Source organism: Thaumasiovibrio subtropicus, from assembly GCF_019703835.1.
In the GTDB taxonomy this organism is placed as follows: Bacteria; Pseudomonadota; Gammaproteobacteria; order Enterobacterales; family Vibrionaceae; genus Thaumasiovibrio; species Thaumasiovibrio subtropicus.
Genome location: NZ_AP023054.1, coordinates 3,115,428 through 3,133,090 on the forward strand (window position 1 = coordinate 3,115,428; position 17,663 = coordinate 3,133,090).

The following is a 17,663-nucleotide window of genomic DNA, read 5'->3' on the forward strand; positions in this document are numbered from 1 at the left end:
AATGAGATCAATTGTGTCTCAACGTTGACATTGTGGTTGAGTATATACAAAAGGCGCGCCGACAGCACTGCCTTGTGCACCTGTTGCATCTAATCTGCGACCTATCTCGGTCATCGCAAGCCATCGATTTTCACACCATAGAGGTGCGAGCAGGGTTGGCCTACGTGCAGAAGCAGAGACACGATGATATACCACTTCAGCAGGCGTGTGCTGAATCATCAACGCTGCAGTATCACAATATTCCTCTAAACCGATCGCCTCTAGTCGTCCTGCTTGCCAAGCTTTAGCCATGGTACTGCCTTCAACGATATGCAACGAATGTAGCTTGATACCATCGACACCCGTATCAACCACGCGCTTCAAGGTTGACAGATTGTCTTGCGCGGTTTCGCCGGGTAATCCAACTATAAGATGACAACAGACTTTTAAGCCTAAAGCTCGGGCACGACGAGTGATAACGTCATAAGCATCAAAATCGTGGCCGCGGTTAATACGTTTCAGCGTTTTCTCGTGTGCCGTCTGTAACCCCAGTTCCAGCCACACCTCATAGCCTTGTTGTTGATATTCGGCTAAAAGTTTCAAAGCCGCATCAGGCACACAATCAGGCCGGGTGCCAACACACAAGCCAACAATATCTGCACCTCGCAGTGCTTCCTCATACATATGACGCAATGTTTCCACTTCAGCATAGGTATTGGTATAGGCTTGGAAGTAGGCGAGATAACGCCGCGCTCTATCCACTTCACCCGCGCGGTTCGCTAGCTGCTGCTCTATCGGGATCAATTTTGCACTCTCATCCGCAAACGAAGCGACATTACAAAAGGTGCACCCCCCACGGCCAATCGTGCCATCACGATTTGGGCAAGAGAAACCACCATGCAAGGTGAGCTTATGCACACGCTCGCCATAACGACGCTGCAAATCTTGACCAAAAGTATTTACCAGTTCATGTAACTGCACAGGGGCTCTCTCATTCAAAACAGATAGCCGCGCACTCTACCATTCCTCATACCTTAGAACTTTGCCTTAGAACAAACGGCCTTCAATTGGTGAAAGTCACTGCAAAGTAATTTAATTACACAACTTTCCTCGGCGTTTGAAAGGTATTTTCAACACTTTATTGGGCTGTAGCACGTCACTCTTCGCATTCAAATGCAGAATCTATTCAACTTTAGTCGAGTTCATTATCAATAATGGTATAAAAACCCACCAAGAAAACGATTGCCTATAGAGAGTTAGGGATTTTTTTATGACATACCGCAAACTTTTGTTGGTAATTAAAGTGTCAAAATTGTAGGATAGTTACATAAATGTGTATTTTCTGAGCAATGGGATATACCGTTATATCGCTAAAAACAGCGAATAAATCATAATTAATAAAACTTCTTAGCATGTTTCACTATCTTTAAGTGCATGCAAAAAGGATTCGTTTGCGCAAAATCAGCTATGTGCAAACGCGTGCTTGCCCTCAACAGACTGCTCTCTGGTCTCGGCAAGCACTAGGACTAAGGACAAGACAGGCCACGGAATAGAGCCTGTTGACACTGGAAGGACGTATCTATGACAGATCTAGAGCAAAAGGCTCAGGGACTTTATGTGCCTGAAATGGAGCATGATGCCTGTGGTATCGGCTTTGTTGCCCACCTTAAGAATCGTAAATCTCATCAAATCGTCACCCAAGCACTTGATATGCTGGCACGGATGGAACACCGTGGTGGTCAGGGCTGCGACCCTTGCAGTGGTGATGGTGCGGGTATCTTGCTACAGAAACCACATGAGTTTCTGCTAGAAGAGACCCAAAAGATTGGCATTAAACTCCCATCATTTGAACAATATGGTGTCGGTGTTGTGCTATTCCCGAAAGATGAGCACAAACGCGAGCAATGTCGTGACATCCTAGAGCGCAATGCGAAGCGCCTTGATCTCGAAGTCATTGGCTACCGCGTACTGCCTACCGATAACTCGATGATCGGTGAAGATCCGCTAAGTACTGAACCGCAATTCGAACATGTGTTTGTAACCGGCGGCGCGAACATGGATCCAGCGGTCCTAGAGCGTAAACTTTATGTACTTCGAAACTATACAGTACGTGTCTGCCTAGAAAGCGTTTCTAACATCGGTGACGATTTCTACATTAACTCTTTCTCATACAAGACACTTGTCTACAAAGGTCAGCTCACCACTGAGCAGGTACCTCAGTACTTCCTAGACCTACAGAACCCAACCATGGTGACCGCGCTGGCGCTGGTTCACTCTCGTTTCTCGACCAACACCTTCCCAAGATGGCGTCTGGCTCAGCCTTTCCGTTACATTGCCCACAATGGTGAAATCAACACCGTTCGCGGTAACCTTAACTGGATGAAGGCACGTGAAGCCCTGCTCGACTCTGAGCTGTTCACTGAGCAAGAGCTCAGCATGCTGCTGCCAATCTGCCAAGAAGGTGCCTCAGACTCTGCCAACTTCGATATGGCGCTTGAGCTTCTCGTTCTTTCTGGTCGTACGCTGCCACATGCACTGATGATGATGATCCCAGAAGCATGGCAAGAAAACGACACCATGGACGCAAAACGCCGTGCCTTCTACCAGTACCATGCCAATGTCATGGAACCATGGGATGGCCCAGCCTCTGTGTGTTTCACCGATGGTGTGCAAGTCGGTGCAACGCTTGACCGTAACGGCCTACGCCCATCTCGCTACACAGTCACTAAAGATGATTTCCTTGTGATGGCATCTGAGTCAGGTGTTGTTGAGATTGAGCCAGAGAACATTCAATACCGTGGTCGCCTACAGCCGGGTCGTATCTTCGTTGCTGACTTAGAGCAAGGTCGCATCATTTCAGATGAAGAAGTGAAAGACTCAATCGCGACAGCACAACCTTATGAAGACTGGGTGAAGAAACACCTGTTGAACATGGATGCGCTGCCAGAAGCAGACAACATGCATCATCAGCCAAGTCCAGAGCGCTTGATGCACCACCAACAAGCGTTTGGTGTGAGCAGTGAAGAAGTTAACGAAATCATCGTACCGATGTCGCGTGACGGTAAAGAACCGCTCGGTGCGATGGGTGCTGACTGGCCACTCGCCGTGCTTTCGCATCAATCACAGCATCTTTCTAACTACTTTAAGCAGCTCTTCGCACAGGTAACCAACCCGCCGATCGACCCGATCCGTGAGCGCATGGTCATGTCGCTTAAGACTTACCTCGGTAAGAGCCACAACCTGTTAACAGAAACGCCTGAGCACTGCCTTAAAGTCGAAATTGAATCTCCAGTCCTGAGCAATGCGGAGCTTGAAAAGCTGCGTGCGATTGATAACGAGCATCTACAAGCAAAAACGCTGGATATCGTGTTCAATGCCAGTGGCGAAGATGGCAAGCTAGAGCGCGCGCTGAAGCGTATCTGTCAGTACTCTGAAGATGCGGTTGTCGATGGCTACTCCATCATTATCCTGACTGACCGCGCTGTAAACTCTAACCACGCCGCTATCCCAGCGATGCTGGCGGTCGGTGCAGTACACCACCACCTAATTCGCAAAGGTCTGCGTGCCAAATGTGACATCGTGGTCGAAACCGGTGATGCACGTGAAACGCACCACTTTGCAACCCTGCTGGGTTACGGTGCCAATGCGGTCAACCCATACCTAGTTACAGAGACCATCATTGACCTACAGAAGCGTCGCAAACTTGACCCTGAAACACCATCAGACAAGTTGTTCGAGAACTTCCGTAAAGCTGTTAACGCAGGCTTGCTGAAGATCTTCTCGAAGATGGGTATCTCTACTCTGCAGTCATACCATGGCGCGCAGATTTTCGAAGCGCTGGGTATTAGCAAATCAGTCGTTGATAAATACTTCAGCGGTACGGTTTCACGTATCGAAGGTTTAACCATCGATGACATTGCGAAAGAAGTCCTTATTCGTCACCGCCTAGGTTACCCAACTCGTGAAATCCCAGTACAAATGCTGGATGTGGGTGGTGTCTATCAGTGGAAACAGCGTGGTGAAAAACACCTGTTCAACCCTGAAACTATTCACTTACTACAAAAATCGACCCGTAACCGTGACTTCGACCAGTTCAAACAGTACTGCCACGAAGTTGACTCACAAGGCGATGATGCAGCAACTCTACGCAGCCAACTTGAGTTCGTGAAGAACCCAGCAGGTAGCATTCCGCTGGCGGACGTTGAACCGGTTGAAAGCATCTTGAAGCGCTTTGCGACGGGGGCAATGAGCTTCGGTTCTATCTCTTACGAAGCCCACTCGACACTTGCCGTTGCGATGAACCGCATTGGCGCAAAATCTAACTCGGGTGAAGGTGGTGAAGACCCAGCACGCTTCGAGAAGAAAGAAAACGGCGATTGGGAACGTTCAGCGATCAAGCAGGTTGCTTCAGGTCGTTTCGGCGTTACCTCTTACTACCTTGCTAACTCTGAAGAGATTCAGATCAAGATGGCACAAGGTGCGAAGCCAGGTGAAGGTGGTCAGTTGCCAGGTGACAAAGTCGATGACTGGATCGGTGCAACACGTCACTCGACTCCGGGTGTCGGCCTCATCTCGCCACCACCTCACCACGATATCTACTCAATCGAAGATTTGGCACAGCTTATCTACGATTTGAAAAATGCTAACCGTGAAGCACGTGTCAACGTGAAACTGGTCTCGGAAGCGGGTGTCGGTACCATCGCTTCAGGTGTTGCGAAAGCAAAAGCAGACGTTGTGCTTATTGCTGGTTTTGATGGTGGTACGGGTGCTTCACCTATCTCGTCAATCCGCCACACGGGTCTACCGTGGGAGTTGGGTTTGGCAGAAACACACCAGACACTACTGAAAAACGGCCTACGTAACCGTATCGTTGTTCAAAGTGATGGTCAGATGAAAACACCACGTGATTTGGCAGTCGCAACGCTACTGGGTGCCGAAGAGTGGGGTGTTGCAACAGCGGCACTGGTAGTTGAAGGGTGTATCATGATGCGTAAGTGTCACTTGAACACTTGCCCAGTCGGTATCGCAACCCAAAACAAAACACTGCGTGAGCGCTTTGATGGTCGCGTAGAAGACGTCGTGACTTTCTTCAAATACATGGCAGAAGGTTTACGTGAAATCATGGCAGAGCTTGGTTTCCGCTCTATCGATGAGATGGTCGGTCAATCGCAGAAACTGCGTATCCGTCAAGACATCGGTCACTGGAAATACAAGAACCTGAATCTGTCACCTGTACTGCACATTGAAGAAGCCCGTGATATCGATGGCAACTACTGCCAACGTGAGCAAGACCACGGCCTTGAAGCGGTACTGGATCGCAAGCTCATCGAAGCGGCTGCGCCGGCACTTTACGAAGGCATTGCAGTCGAAGCAAGCTTCCCAGTGGTCAACACTGACCGTAGCGCCGGTACGATGTTGTCTAACGAAATCTCTAAGATTTACAAAGACAAAGGTCTGCCTCAACCGATGAAAGTGAAGTTCGACGGTAGTGCGGGCCAAAGCTTCGGTGCCTTCCTTGCCAAAGGGGTGACCTTTGAAGTTGAAGGGGATGCCAACGACTACTGGGGTAAAGGGCTTTCTGGCGGTACGCTGGTACTTTACCCAGATGCGAAGTCTGACATCATTCCAGAAGATAACATCGTGGTCGGTAACGTCTGTTTCTACGGTGCAACTTCCGGTGAGTCTTACATTCGTGGTATGGCCGGTGAGCGTTTCTGTGTACGTAACTCAGGTGCCAAAGTTGTCGTTGAAGGCGTGGGTGACCACGGCTGTGAATACATGACAGGTGGTGTGGCCGTTATTCTAGGTCAAACAGGCCGTAACTTTGCAGCAGGTATGAGTGGCGGTGTCGCTTACGTCTGGGATCAGTTCGAAAACTTCGAAACCAAACTTAACAAAGAGTTGGTGGATCTTGATCCAATCGAAGAAGAAGACAAAGTACTACTGAAAGAGATGCTAACCAAGCACGTCGAATTGACAGGTAGCTCGGTTGCAGAAACATTCCTTGGTAATTTCGAAGATAACCTCACCCGGATGGTGAAGGTCATGCCAAGAGACTACAAAGCAGTACTACAGAAGCGTAAAGCGGAAGCTGAAAACAAGGAAGTGGAGGCGATCAATGGGTAAGCCAACTGGATTTCTCGAGCACGGCCGCGAGTTGCCGTCGAAAGTTGCCCCTGAAGTACGTATTCAGGACAACAAAGAGTTCGTACTGAACCAAGAGTTCGGTGAAAAAATCAATGAGCAATCATCACGTTGTATGGACTGTGGTGTACCTTTCTGTCACAACGGTTGTCCGATTGGTAACATCATCCCAGAGTTCAACGACGCGGTGTATCGCGACAGTTGGGAAGAAGCGTGGAACATTCTCAGTTCAACCAACAACTTCCCTGAGTTCACTGGCCGGGTCTGTCCCGCGCCATGTGAAACGGCCTGTGTCTTGGGTATCAACCAAGACCCTATCACTATCTGTAACATTGAAAAGACCATTGTCGAAACTGCCTACCGTGAAGGTTACGCCAAACCTAAAACGCCACGTAAGCGTTCTGGCAAAACCGTTGCCATCATCGGCAGTGGCCCTGCTGGTCTTGCGGCGGCTGAACAGCTCAATAGCGCTGGCCACTGTGTGACCGTTTACGAGCGTGATGAGAAAGTCGGTGGTCTCTTGCGCTTTGGTATCCCTGATTTCAAACTCGGTATGGATATCATTGATCGTAAAGTGAATTTGATGGCCGAAGCGGGCATCAAATTTGAGGTGAATGCGCACATCGGTGTTGATATCAATGCGCAGCAGTTGCGCCAAGAGTTTGATGTTGTCCTCCTCACGGGTGGTTCAACTGTGCCGCGTAACCTGCCGATTCCGGGTCGTGAGCTCAATGGCGTTCACTTCGCGATGGAGTTCCTAGGTCAAAACAACCGCCGTGCTAACGACATGGACCTCAAAGGTGAAGAGCTTCATGCGAAAGGCAAACATGTCGTCGTTATTGGTGGTGGTGATACTGGCTCTGACTGTGTTGGTACTTCAAATCGTCACGGCGCAGCGAGCATCACCCAAGTTGAAATCATGCCGATGCCACCTGAAAAGCGTCCCGCAAATCAGCCTTGGCCTGAGTACCCAATGATCCTTCGCACCTCAACTTCTCATGAAGAAGGCTGTGAGCGTCACTGGAATATCCTCACCAAAGAGTTCATCGGTGATGACAAGGGCAACGTTAAAGCACTGCGCATTGCCGATATCAAGTGGGAAGAAGCACAACCCGGTCAACGTCCTGGCTTTAACGAAGTCGAAGGCAGCGAGCGCATTATTCCTTGTGATATGGCGTTCTTGGCAATGGGCTTCTTACACCCAGAACCGCATGGTGTGCTTGCACAACTTGATATCGCGCTCGATGAACGTGGTAACGTTGCGACAGAAGGCTTCATGACTAACCAAGATGGCGTCTTTGCCGCTGGTGATATGCGTACAGGCCAATCGTTGGTGGTACGTTGCATCAATGAAGGTCGTGAATCAGCACGTGCGGTTGATGCTTACCTGATGGGTGGTTCAAACCTCGAAGCAAAAGCCGATTCACTGATGCTTTCAGTGTAATTGAGTACACTGTCAGAATTAGTTGACGCAAGTTTAAGCAACCTAATCTCCTCAAAGCCAGTCAACCGACTGGCTTTTTCTTTACTCTGCACCAAGTTACCTTTCTCACCGCGTCTCTAGGCTGCCCGAGATTGCAAACCTAATGACTTTTAGTGCATAACACGCTTTTCAGACTGGCCGTCAAGTTACGTACCACGAATGGAAACCTTGCTTACATCTATAGTTTTATCTCGAATTATTCCTTAGACTAATGCCGATTTTCGCCCCTATACGAGATAAGCCATGAAGCTAAATCAACTTACCATTCGTCAGAAGCTGACGTTTGCGATGGTGTTTGCTGTGCTAGCAGCGACCACTTTGGTTAGTGTTATCAGTCAACGTCAAGCGCACAATGTTGTCGAGCAACGTCTGATTGAGCGAGAGCTGCCCGCCACCCTGCAGCAGATCCGCAATCAAATTGATAAGGAAATCTCGCTACTCCTCGCTGCTGCCGAGCAGCTTGCGACTAACCAGTTGGTGCATGAACGCATTGAAGAAACACAGGATCCTGCTGGTGAAGAGGATGTCATTGATGTACTTCGTTCTGTGCGCAAGCAATACGACCTTTTTGATGCCTCGGTCGCGAACCGCCAAACAGGGGATTACTGGAATCAGGCGGGTTACCTGCGTCGCCTAAACCACCAGCAAGATGGTTGGTTCTATGCATTTCGCGATACGGGCAACGAGCGAATGGTTAACGTCTTCGAAGAAGAGAATGGCGACGTAAAGATGTTCCTGAACTATCAAGAACTCAATGGCGTCGGCATGTCAGGATTGTCGAAATCCATCGATGAGATGGTACGTTTCCTCGATACATTCCAATTAGAAGACACAGGCTTTATCTACATGGCGGATGCCAGCGGCATGATTCGTCTTCACCGTGATGATAGCATTGCGGGCAACCGCACCTTGCGCCAACACTATGGGAATGGTGTCGCTCACCTTCTTGATAAGTCAGCATTCTCATTGGTCGAAATCGAGCGCGATGGCATCGATATTTTAGTCGCTGCAAGCTATATCCCATCGATGGATTGGTATGTTGTCGCCGAACTTCCAACGGATGAAGCCTTTGTTGAAATTGATGCGGTCGCTCGCGAGATTTTGCTTTGGACCATCGGCACCGTCATTTTGTTTGGCCTACTCGCGATTTGGCTCAGCAACACCATTACACGCCCAATTACCAAGCTATCCGAAGTGTTCACCGATCTCGGTGAAGGCGAAGGTGATCTGCGTCACCGCATCGACGTCAAAGGCAATGATGAACTCGCGCAACTAGCACAAGGCTTCAACGGCTTTATTAGCAAGATTCATCAGTCAGTCACTGAGGTTGCAGATACAGGTAACAGCCTGCGCTCTGCCGCAGAGGCCGTCGCCGATCAATCGCGCCTCACCCTCGACAACAGCCATAATCAACGTGACCGTATTCTACAAGTCGTCACCGCAATCAACGAAATGGGCGCAACCATTAACGAGATTGCCGCCAATGCAGCACAAGCAGCCGATGCAGCCCAGAATGCCGAAACGGAATCCGCAACGGGTCAAAACGTTGTGACACAGGCGCGAGAGAACATTGTTCAACTTGCTGAAGATATGAATGGCGTTGCTGCGACTATTGAGTCGCTGGCAGAAAACACCCAAGCGATTGGCAGTATTCTCGATGTGATTCGTGGTATTTCAGAGCAGACCAACCTGCTCGCATTGAACGCTGCCATTGAAGCCGCACGTGCTGGTGAGCAAGGTCGCGGTTTTGCTGTGGTCGCCGACGAAGTGCGCAGTCTCGCAAGTCGCACTGCCGCTTCGACGGATGAAATACAAGAGATGATTAATCGCCTCCAAAGTGAAGCAGGAAAAGCGGTCGGCGCGATGGAACAAAGTAAATCTCTGAGTGAGGAAGGAGCTCAAGGCGCTGACAAAGCCTCACAGGCGCTTCAAGCGATCTCAGCCCGTATTAGCTTGATATCGGATATGAACATTCAAGTAGCGACTGCAACAGAAGAGCAGTCATCCGTGGTCAACGAGATTAATACCAATATCGAAGACATCAATCACAATACGCAGAACAGTGCCGACAGCGCCGCACAACTTGCTGATGCCAGCGAATCACTGCGCACCCTATCGCAACGACTTGATACGCTAGTGAGCGGCTTCAAGCTCTAACCCGATTCGCACCCCGACCGCGTCGGGGTGCGCCATTTCTGATATTGGCTACAGAGATCACCCATCGTTCCCCTCTGTCTTTCTGCTCCATGACCCACCTCTCCTCTCTAGAAATACGTCTACACTGAACATACTCATAAACGCATGCCCCTTTAAGAGTTATGCGCCATGTTGACCACTTGTTGAGATATTGTTAATTTGTCGGGTCGAGCAATTATTAATCTAATAATCAAAAAAGAACACAAACACTGGAAGGTATCGTTGAGCAGGATAGCTCCCCCACACACTGGGTACCTTCGCGACAGACAAGTAGCAAAGCGTACCGCCGACTGGTTACAGGAGGTGGCCGTTGTGATGTAGGGAGAAATGCTATGACACTGTATGACCCGAGCCTTGAAAAGGACAACTGTGGATTTGGGTTAATCGCCCACATGGAGGGTGAAACAAGCCACCGATTAGTCAGGACGGCCATTTCGGCGCTGGATCGCATGACACACCGTGGCGGCATTGCTGCAGATGGTAAAACGGGCGATGGATGTGGCCTTCTACTTCGAAAGCCCGAAGAATACTTCAGAACCATTGCTGAAGAGAGCGGCTGGCAACTCGCCAACGTGTTTGCCGTGGGGATGATTTTTCTTAGCCGCGATCCTGTCAAAGCGCAACAAGCGCGTGATGTCATCAGTCAAGAACTCGCCCAAGAGACCACGACGATTGCAGCGTGGCGAGATGTACCCATAGAGCCTGCTGTATTAGGGCCAATCGCAAGCAAATCCTTACCGCAAATTGAGCAAGTGTTAGTGAACGCCCCCGCGGGTTGGAAACCACGAGATCTCGAACGCCGCCTCTATATTGCCCGTCGTCGTATCGAAAAACGGTTAGCTGAAGATAGCGATTTTTATATCTGTAGTCTCTCAACGCAAGTCGTCGTCTACAAAGGGCTCTGCATGCCGGCTGACTTACCTCGCTTCTATCTCGACTTAGCCGATCTCAGACTAGAAACCTCTATCTGCCTCTTCCACCAGCGTTTTTCAACCAATACACAGCCACGCTGGCCACTGGCTCAGCCATTCCGCTATCTCGCTCACAATGGCGAAATCAATACCATCGAAGGCAACCGCCAATGGGCACGAGCGAGAGCATACAAGTTTGCCTCACCGCTCCTGCCCGACTTACAAAGTGCCGCGCCTTTCGTCAATGAAACAGGCTCTGACTCTTCCAGCCTCGACAATATGCTAGAGCTTTTCCTCGCGGGCGGAATGGACTTGTTCCGAGCCATGCGTATGTTGGTGCCACCCGCTTGGCAAAACCATCCCGACATGGATCCGGCTCTGCGCGCATTCTACGATTTTAACTCCATGCACATGGAGCCTTGGGATGGCCCAGCTGGCATTGTCATGTCAGATGGCCGTTATGCCGCCTGTAACCTCGATCGCAATGGCCTACGTCCTGCTCGCTATGTGATCACCAAAGACAAGTTCATTACCTTGGCATCCGAAATCGGCATTTGGGATTACGCCCCTGATGAAGTCGCGGAAAAAGGCCGTGTGGGCCCGGGGGAACTCCTCGTCATTGATACCCGTACGGGTAAACTGTGGCACTCAGAAGATATCGATAATGAACTGCAAAGCCGTCACCCTTACAGAGAGTGGATGGACAGCAATGTACACCGCTTAACCCCGTTTGAATCACTGGCAGATGAGCAGGTAGGACAACGGGATTTCGACGCGGACAAACTGAAGATTTATCAAAAGCTCTTTGCGGTCAGCAATGAAGAGCTAGACCAAGTGCTGCGCGTCATGGGGGAAATGGGCCAAGAAGCCACAGGCTCGATGGGAGATGACGCACCGATGGCGGTGCTATCCAGTAAAGAGCGCCTCGTCACTGACTACTTCCGCCAGAAATTTGCGCAAGTGACCAACCCGCCGATAGATCCGCTGCGTGAAAAGCATGTGATGTCACTGGCAACCTGCATCGGCCAAGAGATGAATGTCTTTTGTGAAGCGGATGGTCATGCCCATCGCATCGCATTTAGTTCACCCGTGCTGCTCTATTCTGATTTGCAGCAATTGATCAACCTCGAAGGACCACACTACAAGCACCAAGTCATCGATATAAACTACCCTCCGCAGCAAGCGAGTCTTGAGCAGGCTATCCAGACGCTTTGTGATAATGCGGAGAAAGCGGTGCGTGAAGGTGCGGTGATGGTCTTACTCTCAGACCGCAATATCAGTAAAGAAACCCTACCCATTCCCGCAGCCATGGCGGTGGGCGCGGTGCAAAAGCGTTTAGTTGATCAACACTTGCGTTGCGATGCCAACATCGTTATCGAAACAGCAACCGCACGCGACCCACACCAATTTGCGGTGCTACTCGGCTTTGGCGCCACCGCGGTTTACCCGTATTTAGCCTATGAGTCACTGGCGCAGATGGTCGACAGTAACGTGATCGCCACGTCCTATCGCGATGTCATGCTCAACTTTAGAAACAGCATCAATAAGGGGCTGTTCAAAATCATGTCGAAGATGGGGATTTCGACGATTGCCTCCTACCGTTGTTCGCAACTTTTTGAGTCCGTAGGACTTCACCAAGACGTGGTTGATCTCTGCTTCCACGGCGTTGCTAACCGTATATCAGGGGCCAACTTCAGCGATTTCGAGCAAGATCTCTACAATCTTTCTCGCCGCGCTTGGCTAAAACGCCGTCCAGTTGATAACGGCGGGTTACTCAAATATGTCCATGGTGGCGAGTACCATGCCTATAACCCCGATGTTGTTGGCCAACTGCAACAAGCGGTTAAATCTGGCAGTGCCAACGACTATGCGACGTTCGCAAAAACCGTCAATGAGCGCCCTGCTGCCGCATTCCGCGATCTACTCAAGCTCAAACCAAGCGAACAACCACTCCCCATCGACAAGGTTGAGCAGGCGAGCGACCTTTACAAACGCTTTGACTCCGCGGCCATGTCGATTGGCGCGTTAAGCCCAGAAGCGCACGAGTCGTTAGCCATTGCGATGAACCGTTTAGGCGGCTATTCCAACTCAGGCGAGGGGGGCGAAGATCCACGCCGCTTTAACAGCGAAAGAAACTCAAGGATCAAACAGGTCGCGTCTGGACGCTTTGGCGTGACGCCCCATTATCTCTCCAATGCAGATGTCATCCAGATCAAAGTCGCGCAAGGCGCCAAGCCAGGTGAAGGTGGGCAACTGCCGGGCCACAAAGTGACAACCGAAATCGCCAAGCTGCGTTATTCCGTGCCCGGTGTCACGCTCATTTCGCCGCCACCGCATCATGACATCTATTCCATCGAAGATCTGGCGCAGTTGATCTTCGACCTCAAACAGATCAACCCCAGTGCGATGGTCTCGGTCAAGCTCGTCTCTGAGCCCGGTGTCGGCACTATCGCAACCGGTGTCGCTAAGGCCTATGCCGATCTGATCACCATCTCTGGTTATGACGGTGGTACTGGCGCTAGCCCACTCACCTCAGTCAAATACGCGGGCAGCCCTTGGGAGTTAGGCCTTGCTGAAACCCAACAGGCACTCGTTGCAAACGGCTTGCGCCATAAAATTCGCCTTCAAGTGGATGGCGGACTAAAAACTGGGCTCGACGTCGTTAAAGCAGCCATTTTAGGGGCAGAAAGCTTTGGTTTTGGCACCGCGCCCATGGTCGCGCTGGGCTGTAAATATCTGCGTATCTGTCATCTCAACAACTGTGCAACTGGCGTCGCTACGCAAGATGAAAAGCTGCGTCAAGACTTCTACAAAGGCCTGCCTGAACAAGTCATGGCCTACTTTGAAGGCTTGGCTAACGAAGTCCGCGAGTTATTGGCTCAACTGGGGGTCGAGAAACTCACCGATCTCATCGGTCGTACAGAACTCCTTGAAGTCTTACCCGGCTTAACCGCCAAACAGCAAAAACTCGATCTCAGCGCCATCTTAGCGACCGTCGAGCCACAAGCAGGCAAGACTTTGTACTGCTCTGAATCCAATGCCCCTTACGACAATGCCGAGCTCAGCAATCGCCTTGTGCACGAGGCGCTACCGGCGATAGAGAGCCGCAGTGGTGCCAGTTTCTGGCATAACATTCGCAATACAGATCGCTCTGTCGGGGCGCGCCTTTCTGGTGAAATTGCTAGCCGATACGGCAACCAAGGCATGTCGAGCGATCCAATTACGCTTCACCTAACCGGCACAGCAGGACAGTCGTTTGGCGTTTGGAACGCGGGCGGACTCAATATGCATTTAACGGGCGACGCCAATGACTATGTCGGCAAAGGCATGACGGGGGGCTTGCTGACGCTACGTCCTCATCCTGGTAGCGCGTTTAAATCCCATCAGGCCACCATCATGGGCAACACCTGTCTCTATGGTGCCACTGGCGGCAAGCTCTTTGCTGCGGGCAAAGCGGGAGAACGCTTTGCGGTACGTAACTCAGGCACCATTGCGGTGGTCGAAGGTGCGGGTGACAACGCCTGCGAATACATGACAGGCGGCATTGTCGCCATTCTGGGTCATACCGGTGTCAACTTTGGCGCCGGCATGACAGGCGGGTTTGCCTATATTCTTGATGAGCAAAGCGATTTTGTCGGCCGAATTAATACCGAGTCGGTTGAAGCGGTGCCCATTAGCACACTCCCTATTCACCAAGAACATTTACGTGGGTTAATTGACCAACACCTTGAACTCACAGGCTCGAGCCGCGCCGCCGACATCCTTGCCGATTTCGATCAATGGCTACTGCGTTTCTATCTGGCAAAACCCAAAAACGCCGATATTAACACCCTGTTAGGTCATCAAAGCCGCTCAGCCGCCGAGTTGCGCGTTCAAGCCCAGTAGAAAGGAGTCTGTATGAGCCAGAACGTTTACCAATTTATCGACGTTGCCCGCATCGACCCGCCAAAAAAGGCGCTCGATATTCGCAAAATTGAGTTCGTTGAGATTTATGAACCTTTTACCGAGCAACAAGCGTCAGCGCAAGCAGACCGCTGTTTAGGCTGCGGTAACCCCTACTGTGAATGGAAATGCCCGGTCCACAACTACATCCCACAGTGGCTAAAGCTCGCCAATGAAGGACGTATTTTCGAAGCTGCGGAGCTTTCACATCAAACTAACACCTTGCCTGAAGTTTGTGGGCGCGTTTGCCCGCAAGATCGCCTCTGTGAAGGCGCGTGTACACTGAATGAAGACTTTGGTGCCGTCACCATTGGCAATGTTGAAAAGTACATTAACGACAAAGCCTTTGATATGGGATGGCGTCCTGACATGTCGGGGGTCGAATGGACCGATAAACGTGTCGCGGTGATTGGTGCAGGCCCTGCGGGGCTTGGCTGCGCAGATGTACTGGTGCGCCATGGCGTCAAACCCGTTGTCTTTGATCGCTACCCTGAAATCGGCGGATTGCTTACCTTTGGAATCCCCTCTTTCAAGCTTGAAAAAGAAGTGATGATACGCCGTCGTGAGGTGTTTACGGATATGGGCATCGAGTTTCGTCTCAATACCGATGTCGGTAAAGATGTCACCATGCAATCGCTGCTTGATGAGTTCGATGCGGTGTTTCTTGCGGTCGGTACCTATAAAAATATGCGCGCAGGGTTAGAGAATGAAGGCGCTCCCGGCGTTTACGATGCGCTGCCCTTCTTGGTCTCCAATACCAATGAAGTGATGGATTTACCGCAAACCACGCCTTTTATTGATATGAAAGGCAAGCGCGTTGTTGTACTCGGCGGCGGGGATACCGCAATGGATTGTGTCCGCACTTCTATTCGCCAAGGCGCGAGCAATGTGATCTGTGCGTATCGCCGAGATGAAGAAAACATGCCCGGTTCACGACGTGAAGTAAAAAATGCCAAGGAAGAAGGCGTCAATTTCATGTTTAACCTGCAACCTTTGGGGTTAGAGGTGGATAAGCAAGGCAAGGTTAGCGGTGTCCGTGTCGTTCGGACAACATTGGGGGAGCCTGATGACGCAGGACGTCGTCGACCCGAGCCCGTGAAAGGCAGTGAGCACACTTTAGATGCGGATGCGGTGATCATGGCTTTTGGCTTCCAACCCCATGAAAAGCCTTGGCTAGATGCGTTCGGGGTTGATCATGACCAATGGGGACGCGTCATCGCCCCAGAGCATGGTGAGTTTAAGTTCCAAACCACTAACCCGAAAATCTTTGCAGGGGGGGATGCCGTGCGCGGCTCAGACTTAGTAGTGACGGCTATCTGGGAAGGTCGCCAAGCCGCCGAAGGCATCTTAGATTACCTTGAGGTGTAACCCGCAGTTTTACTTCTAGCACAGCGCCGCTCTGGCGGCGCTGTTTCTCCGACCAAGTTCACCTTTCTCACTATTGAAAGGGTTTAACGTCTCCCCCCTACGCCATAATGTCAGTCCCATAGCAATAGAATGGCACCATGACTCCGGCATTTATCATTGTTTTCATCACGTTATCCTTCAGTTTGATTGGCCAGCTTATTGTTAAAGATAAGCGCAGCAGTCTGTTTTTACGTATCCGCAGCTGGAGCTGGATGCTCTCGATCTTGTTGTGTGCAGTAGGGATTCCGAATGGTTTAACGCTACTTTGGAGTGTCATCGCCCTACTGGCTAGCGCAGAGATCTACCGAAATACGCAACTCGCCCGTGGTTGGACAATGCCGCTTTGTGTCAGCTTGCTTACCGCTTTACACCTTGGTTTATTTATCACTTTAGCGCTACGCGGAGAAACGCTTCTCCTCGTGCTGTTGTTGCTTCTTACCCAAGGTAATGATGTCCTTCAATATCTGTGTGGTAAACGCTGGGGCAAGCACAAACTGTATGAGGCGGTCAGCCCTAATAAAACACAAGAAGGTGCGATTGGCGGCGTGCTGTTTAGTACCCTATTGGCCGGCTTCATTGCCCCGTGGTTATTAGAGATTTCGCCACTACGCGCCGCCAGTTACGGCGCTTTACTATCAAGCTTGGGGATTGCAGGAGACTTACTTGTTTCCGCTTATAAGCGGCAACAAGGTATTAAAGATATGGGGACGTTAATTCCCGGCCACGGCGGGATACTGGATCGCATTGATAGCTTATTGCTGAGCACACCCGCGCTTTGGTTGATACTGTGGGCGTAAACTCAGTGCGCTAGGCGGCTTGTGAATCCTTTATTTTGAAGTGGTTTGAGGATATAGGCCCTAACGGCTGCGCTTGTTTTGAATGGCAATCACCCAAGAGGCTGGCAGTCTATTAAGCAACCTAGCTAACCCCAGCATTCGACGCGGAAAAATCACCTGATGAGCGCCAATCGCAATAGCCTTAGTGATCTCTGCAACCGCACGCTGCTGACTGACAACAAACGGCTTTGATGATAAATCATCACCGTTGAGTTCACGCAACCGGGCGGTATCAACGTATCCCGGAATCGCACAAGTCACCTTGATCCCTTCATCCCCCAATGCATGTTGAAACACTTGCGCCTGTTGAATCATCGCCCGCTTTAATCGGCCATAATATGACGTTGTCTCAGGGCGAAGCAGCCCCGCAATCGATGAGATTGCCACTAAATGCCCGCGACCTCGTGTGACCATTGCCGCTCCAACTAGCGAGAATGCTTCCACCATCCCTTCCAAACAGACGCGGCGCATTCGTTCACGTACACCCCTATCCTCGCGGCTAAGGTCATCCTTCTCATAGTATGCAGCGCAATAGATGAGTAAGTCAGGCGGCGCAGATACCAGTTGCGCAAGCTGATGCTGATACGCAGTGCGATCAGTAATATCCACCACCACTGCCGCAATAGGAAATTCGTATCGCTGAGGCGTTATCACATGGCTCTCATCTCTTCCCCAAACGGTGACCTGCCTCCCCTGCTGCGCATAATGCTGTGCCAAAGCGAGCCCGATGCCTTTTGTCCCACCTATGATTGTCACTTTTTGCAC

General features: G+C 50.7%; 8 protein-coding genes. 6 read left to right on the plus strand and 2 right to left on the minus strand.

Annotated features, from left to right (window positions below):
• Window positions 1-18: 18 nt before the first annotated feature.
• Complete coding sequence (gene mnmL / locus TSUB_RS13915; RefSeq protein WP_087022133.1) at window positions 19-960, minus strand: tRNA modification radical SAM protein MnmL/YtqA; 942 nt, start codon at window positions 958-960, stop codon at window positions 19-21.
• A 600-nt stretch (window positions 961-1,560) separates the two neighbouring features.
• Between mnmL and gltB (TSUB_RS13920) the strand changes: the two genes are divergently transcribed.
• From gltB (TSUB_RS13920) to TSUB_RS13945, 6 genes are all read left to right on the plus strand, one after another.
• Window positions 1,561-6,105: a glutamate synthase large subunit gene (gltB, locus tag TSUB_RS13920; protein ID WP_087022136.1), complete on the plus strand. Its 4,545-nt coding sequence runs from the start codon at window positions 1,561-1,563 to the stop codon at window positions 6,103-6,105.
• Window positions 6,098-7,567, plus strand: a complete 1,470-nt coding sequence (locus TSUB_RS13925) for a glutamate synthase subunit beta (protein ID WP_087022139.1) — start codon at window positions 6,098-6,100, stop codon at window positions 7,565-7,567. Before gltB (TSUB_RS13920) ends, TSUB_RS13925 begins: the two co-directional genes overlap by 8 nt.
• Before the next feature lie 282 nt (window positions 7,568-7,849).
• The gene (locus TSUB_RS13930; protein WP_087022142.1) at window positions 7,850-9,763 is read left to right on the plus strand and encodes a methyl-accepting chemotaxis protein; all 1,914 of its coding nucleotides are present in this window, start codon (window positions 7,850-7,852) and stop codon (window positions 9,761-9,763) included.
• Window positions 9,764-10,134: 371 nt separating this feature from the next.
• On the plus strand, window positions 10,135-14,598 hold the full coding sequence (gene gltB / locus TSUB_RS13935) for a glutamate synthase large subunit (RefSeq protein ID WP_087022146.1): 4,464 nt from the start codon (window positions 10,135-10,137) through the stop codon (window positions 14,596-14,598).
• Window positions 14,599-14,610: 12 nt separating this feature from the next.
• Window positions 14,611-16,023 carry an FAD-dependent oxidoreductase gene (locus TSUB_RS13940; RefSeq protein ID WP_087022151.1) on the plus strand — a complete coding sequence of 471 codons (1,413 nt, stop codon included), beginning with the start codon at window positions 14,611-14,613 and terminating at the stop codon, window positions 16,021-16,023.
• 137 nt (window positions 16,024-16,160) lie between these two features.
• Complete coding sequence (locus TSUB_RS13945) at window positions 16,161-16,859, plus strand: phosphatidate cytidylyltransferase (RefSeq protein WP_087022154.1); 699 nt, start codon at window positions 16,161-16,163, stop codon at window positions 16,857-16,859.
• Between the two features lie 60 nt (window positions 16,860-16,919).
• On the opposite strand, the gene TSUB_RS13950 is transcribed toward TSUB_RS13945, so the two are convergent.
• Window positions 16,920-17,663, minus strand: coding sequence for an SDR family NAD(P)-dependent oxidoreductase (locus tag TSUB_RS13950; protein ID WP_087022157.1), 744 nt, complete (start codon window positions 17,661-17,663; stop codon window positions 16,920-16,922).

Bases quoted from the DNA above. Each gene is read 5' to 3' on its own strand.
- gltB (WP_087022136.1), top strand. From the start codon at position 1,561: ATGACAGATCTAGAGCAAAAGGCTCAGGGACTTTATGTGCCTGAAATG.
- gltB (WP_087022146.1), top strand. From the start codon at position 10,135: ATGACACTGTATGACCCGAGCCTTGAAAAGGACAACTGTGGATTTGGG.
- TSUB_RS13940 (WP_087022151.1), top strand. From the start codon at position 14,611: ATGAGCCAGAACGTTTACCAATTTATCGACGTTGCCCGCATCGACCCG.
- TSUB_RS13930 (WP_087022142.1), top strand. From the start codon at position 7,850: ATGAAGCTAAATCAACTTACCATTCGTCAGAAGCTGACGTTTGCGATG.
- TSUB_RS13925 (WP_087022139.1), top strand. From the start codon at position 6,098: ATGGGTAAGCCAACTGGATTTCTCGAGCACGGCCGCGAGTTGCCGTCG.
- TSUB_RS13945 (WP_087022154.1), top strand. From the start codon at position 16,161: ATGACTCCGGCATTTATCATTGTTTTCATCACGTTATCCTTCAGTTTG.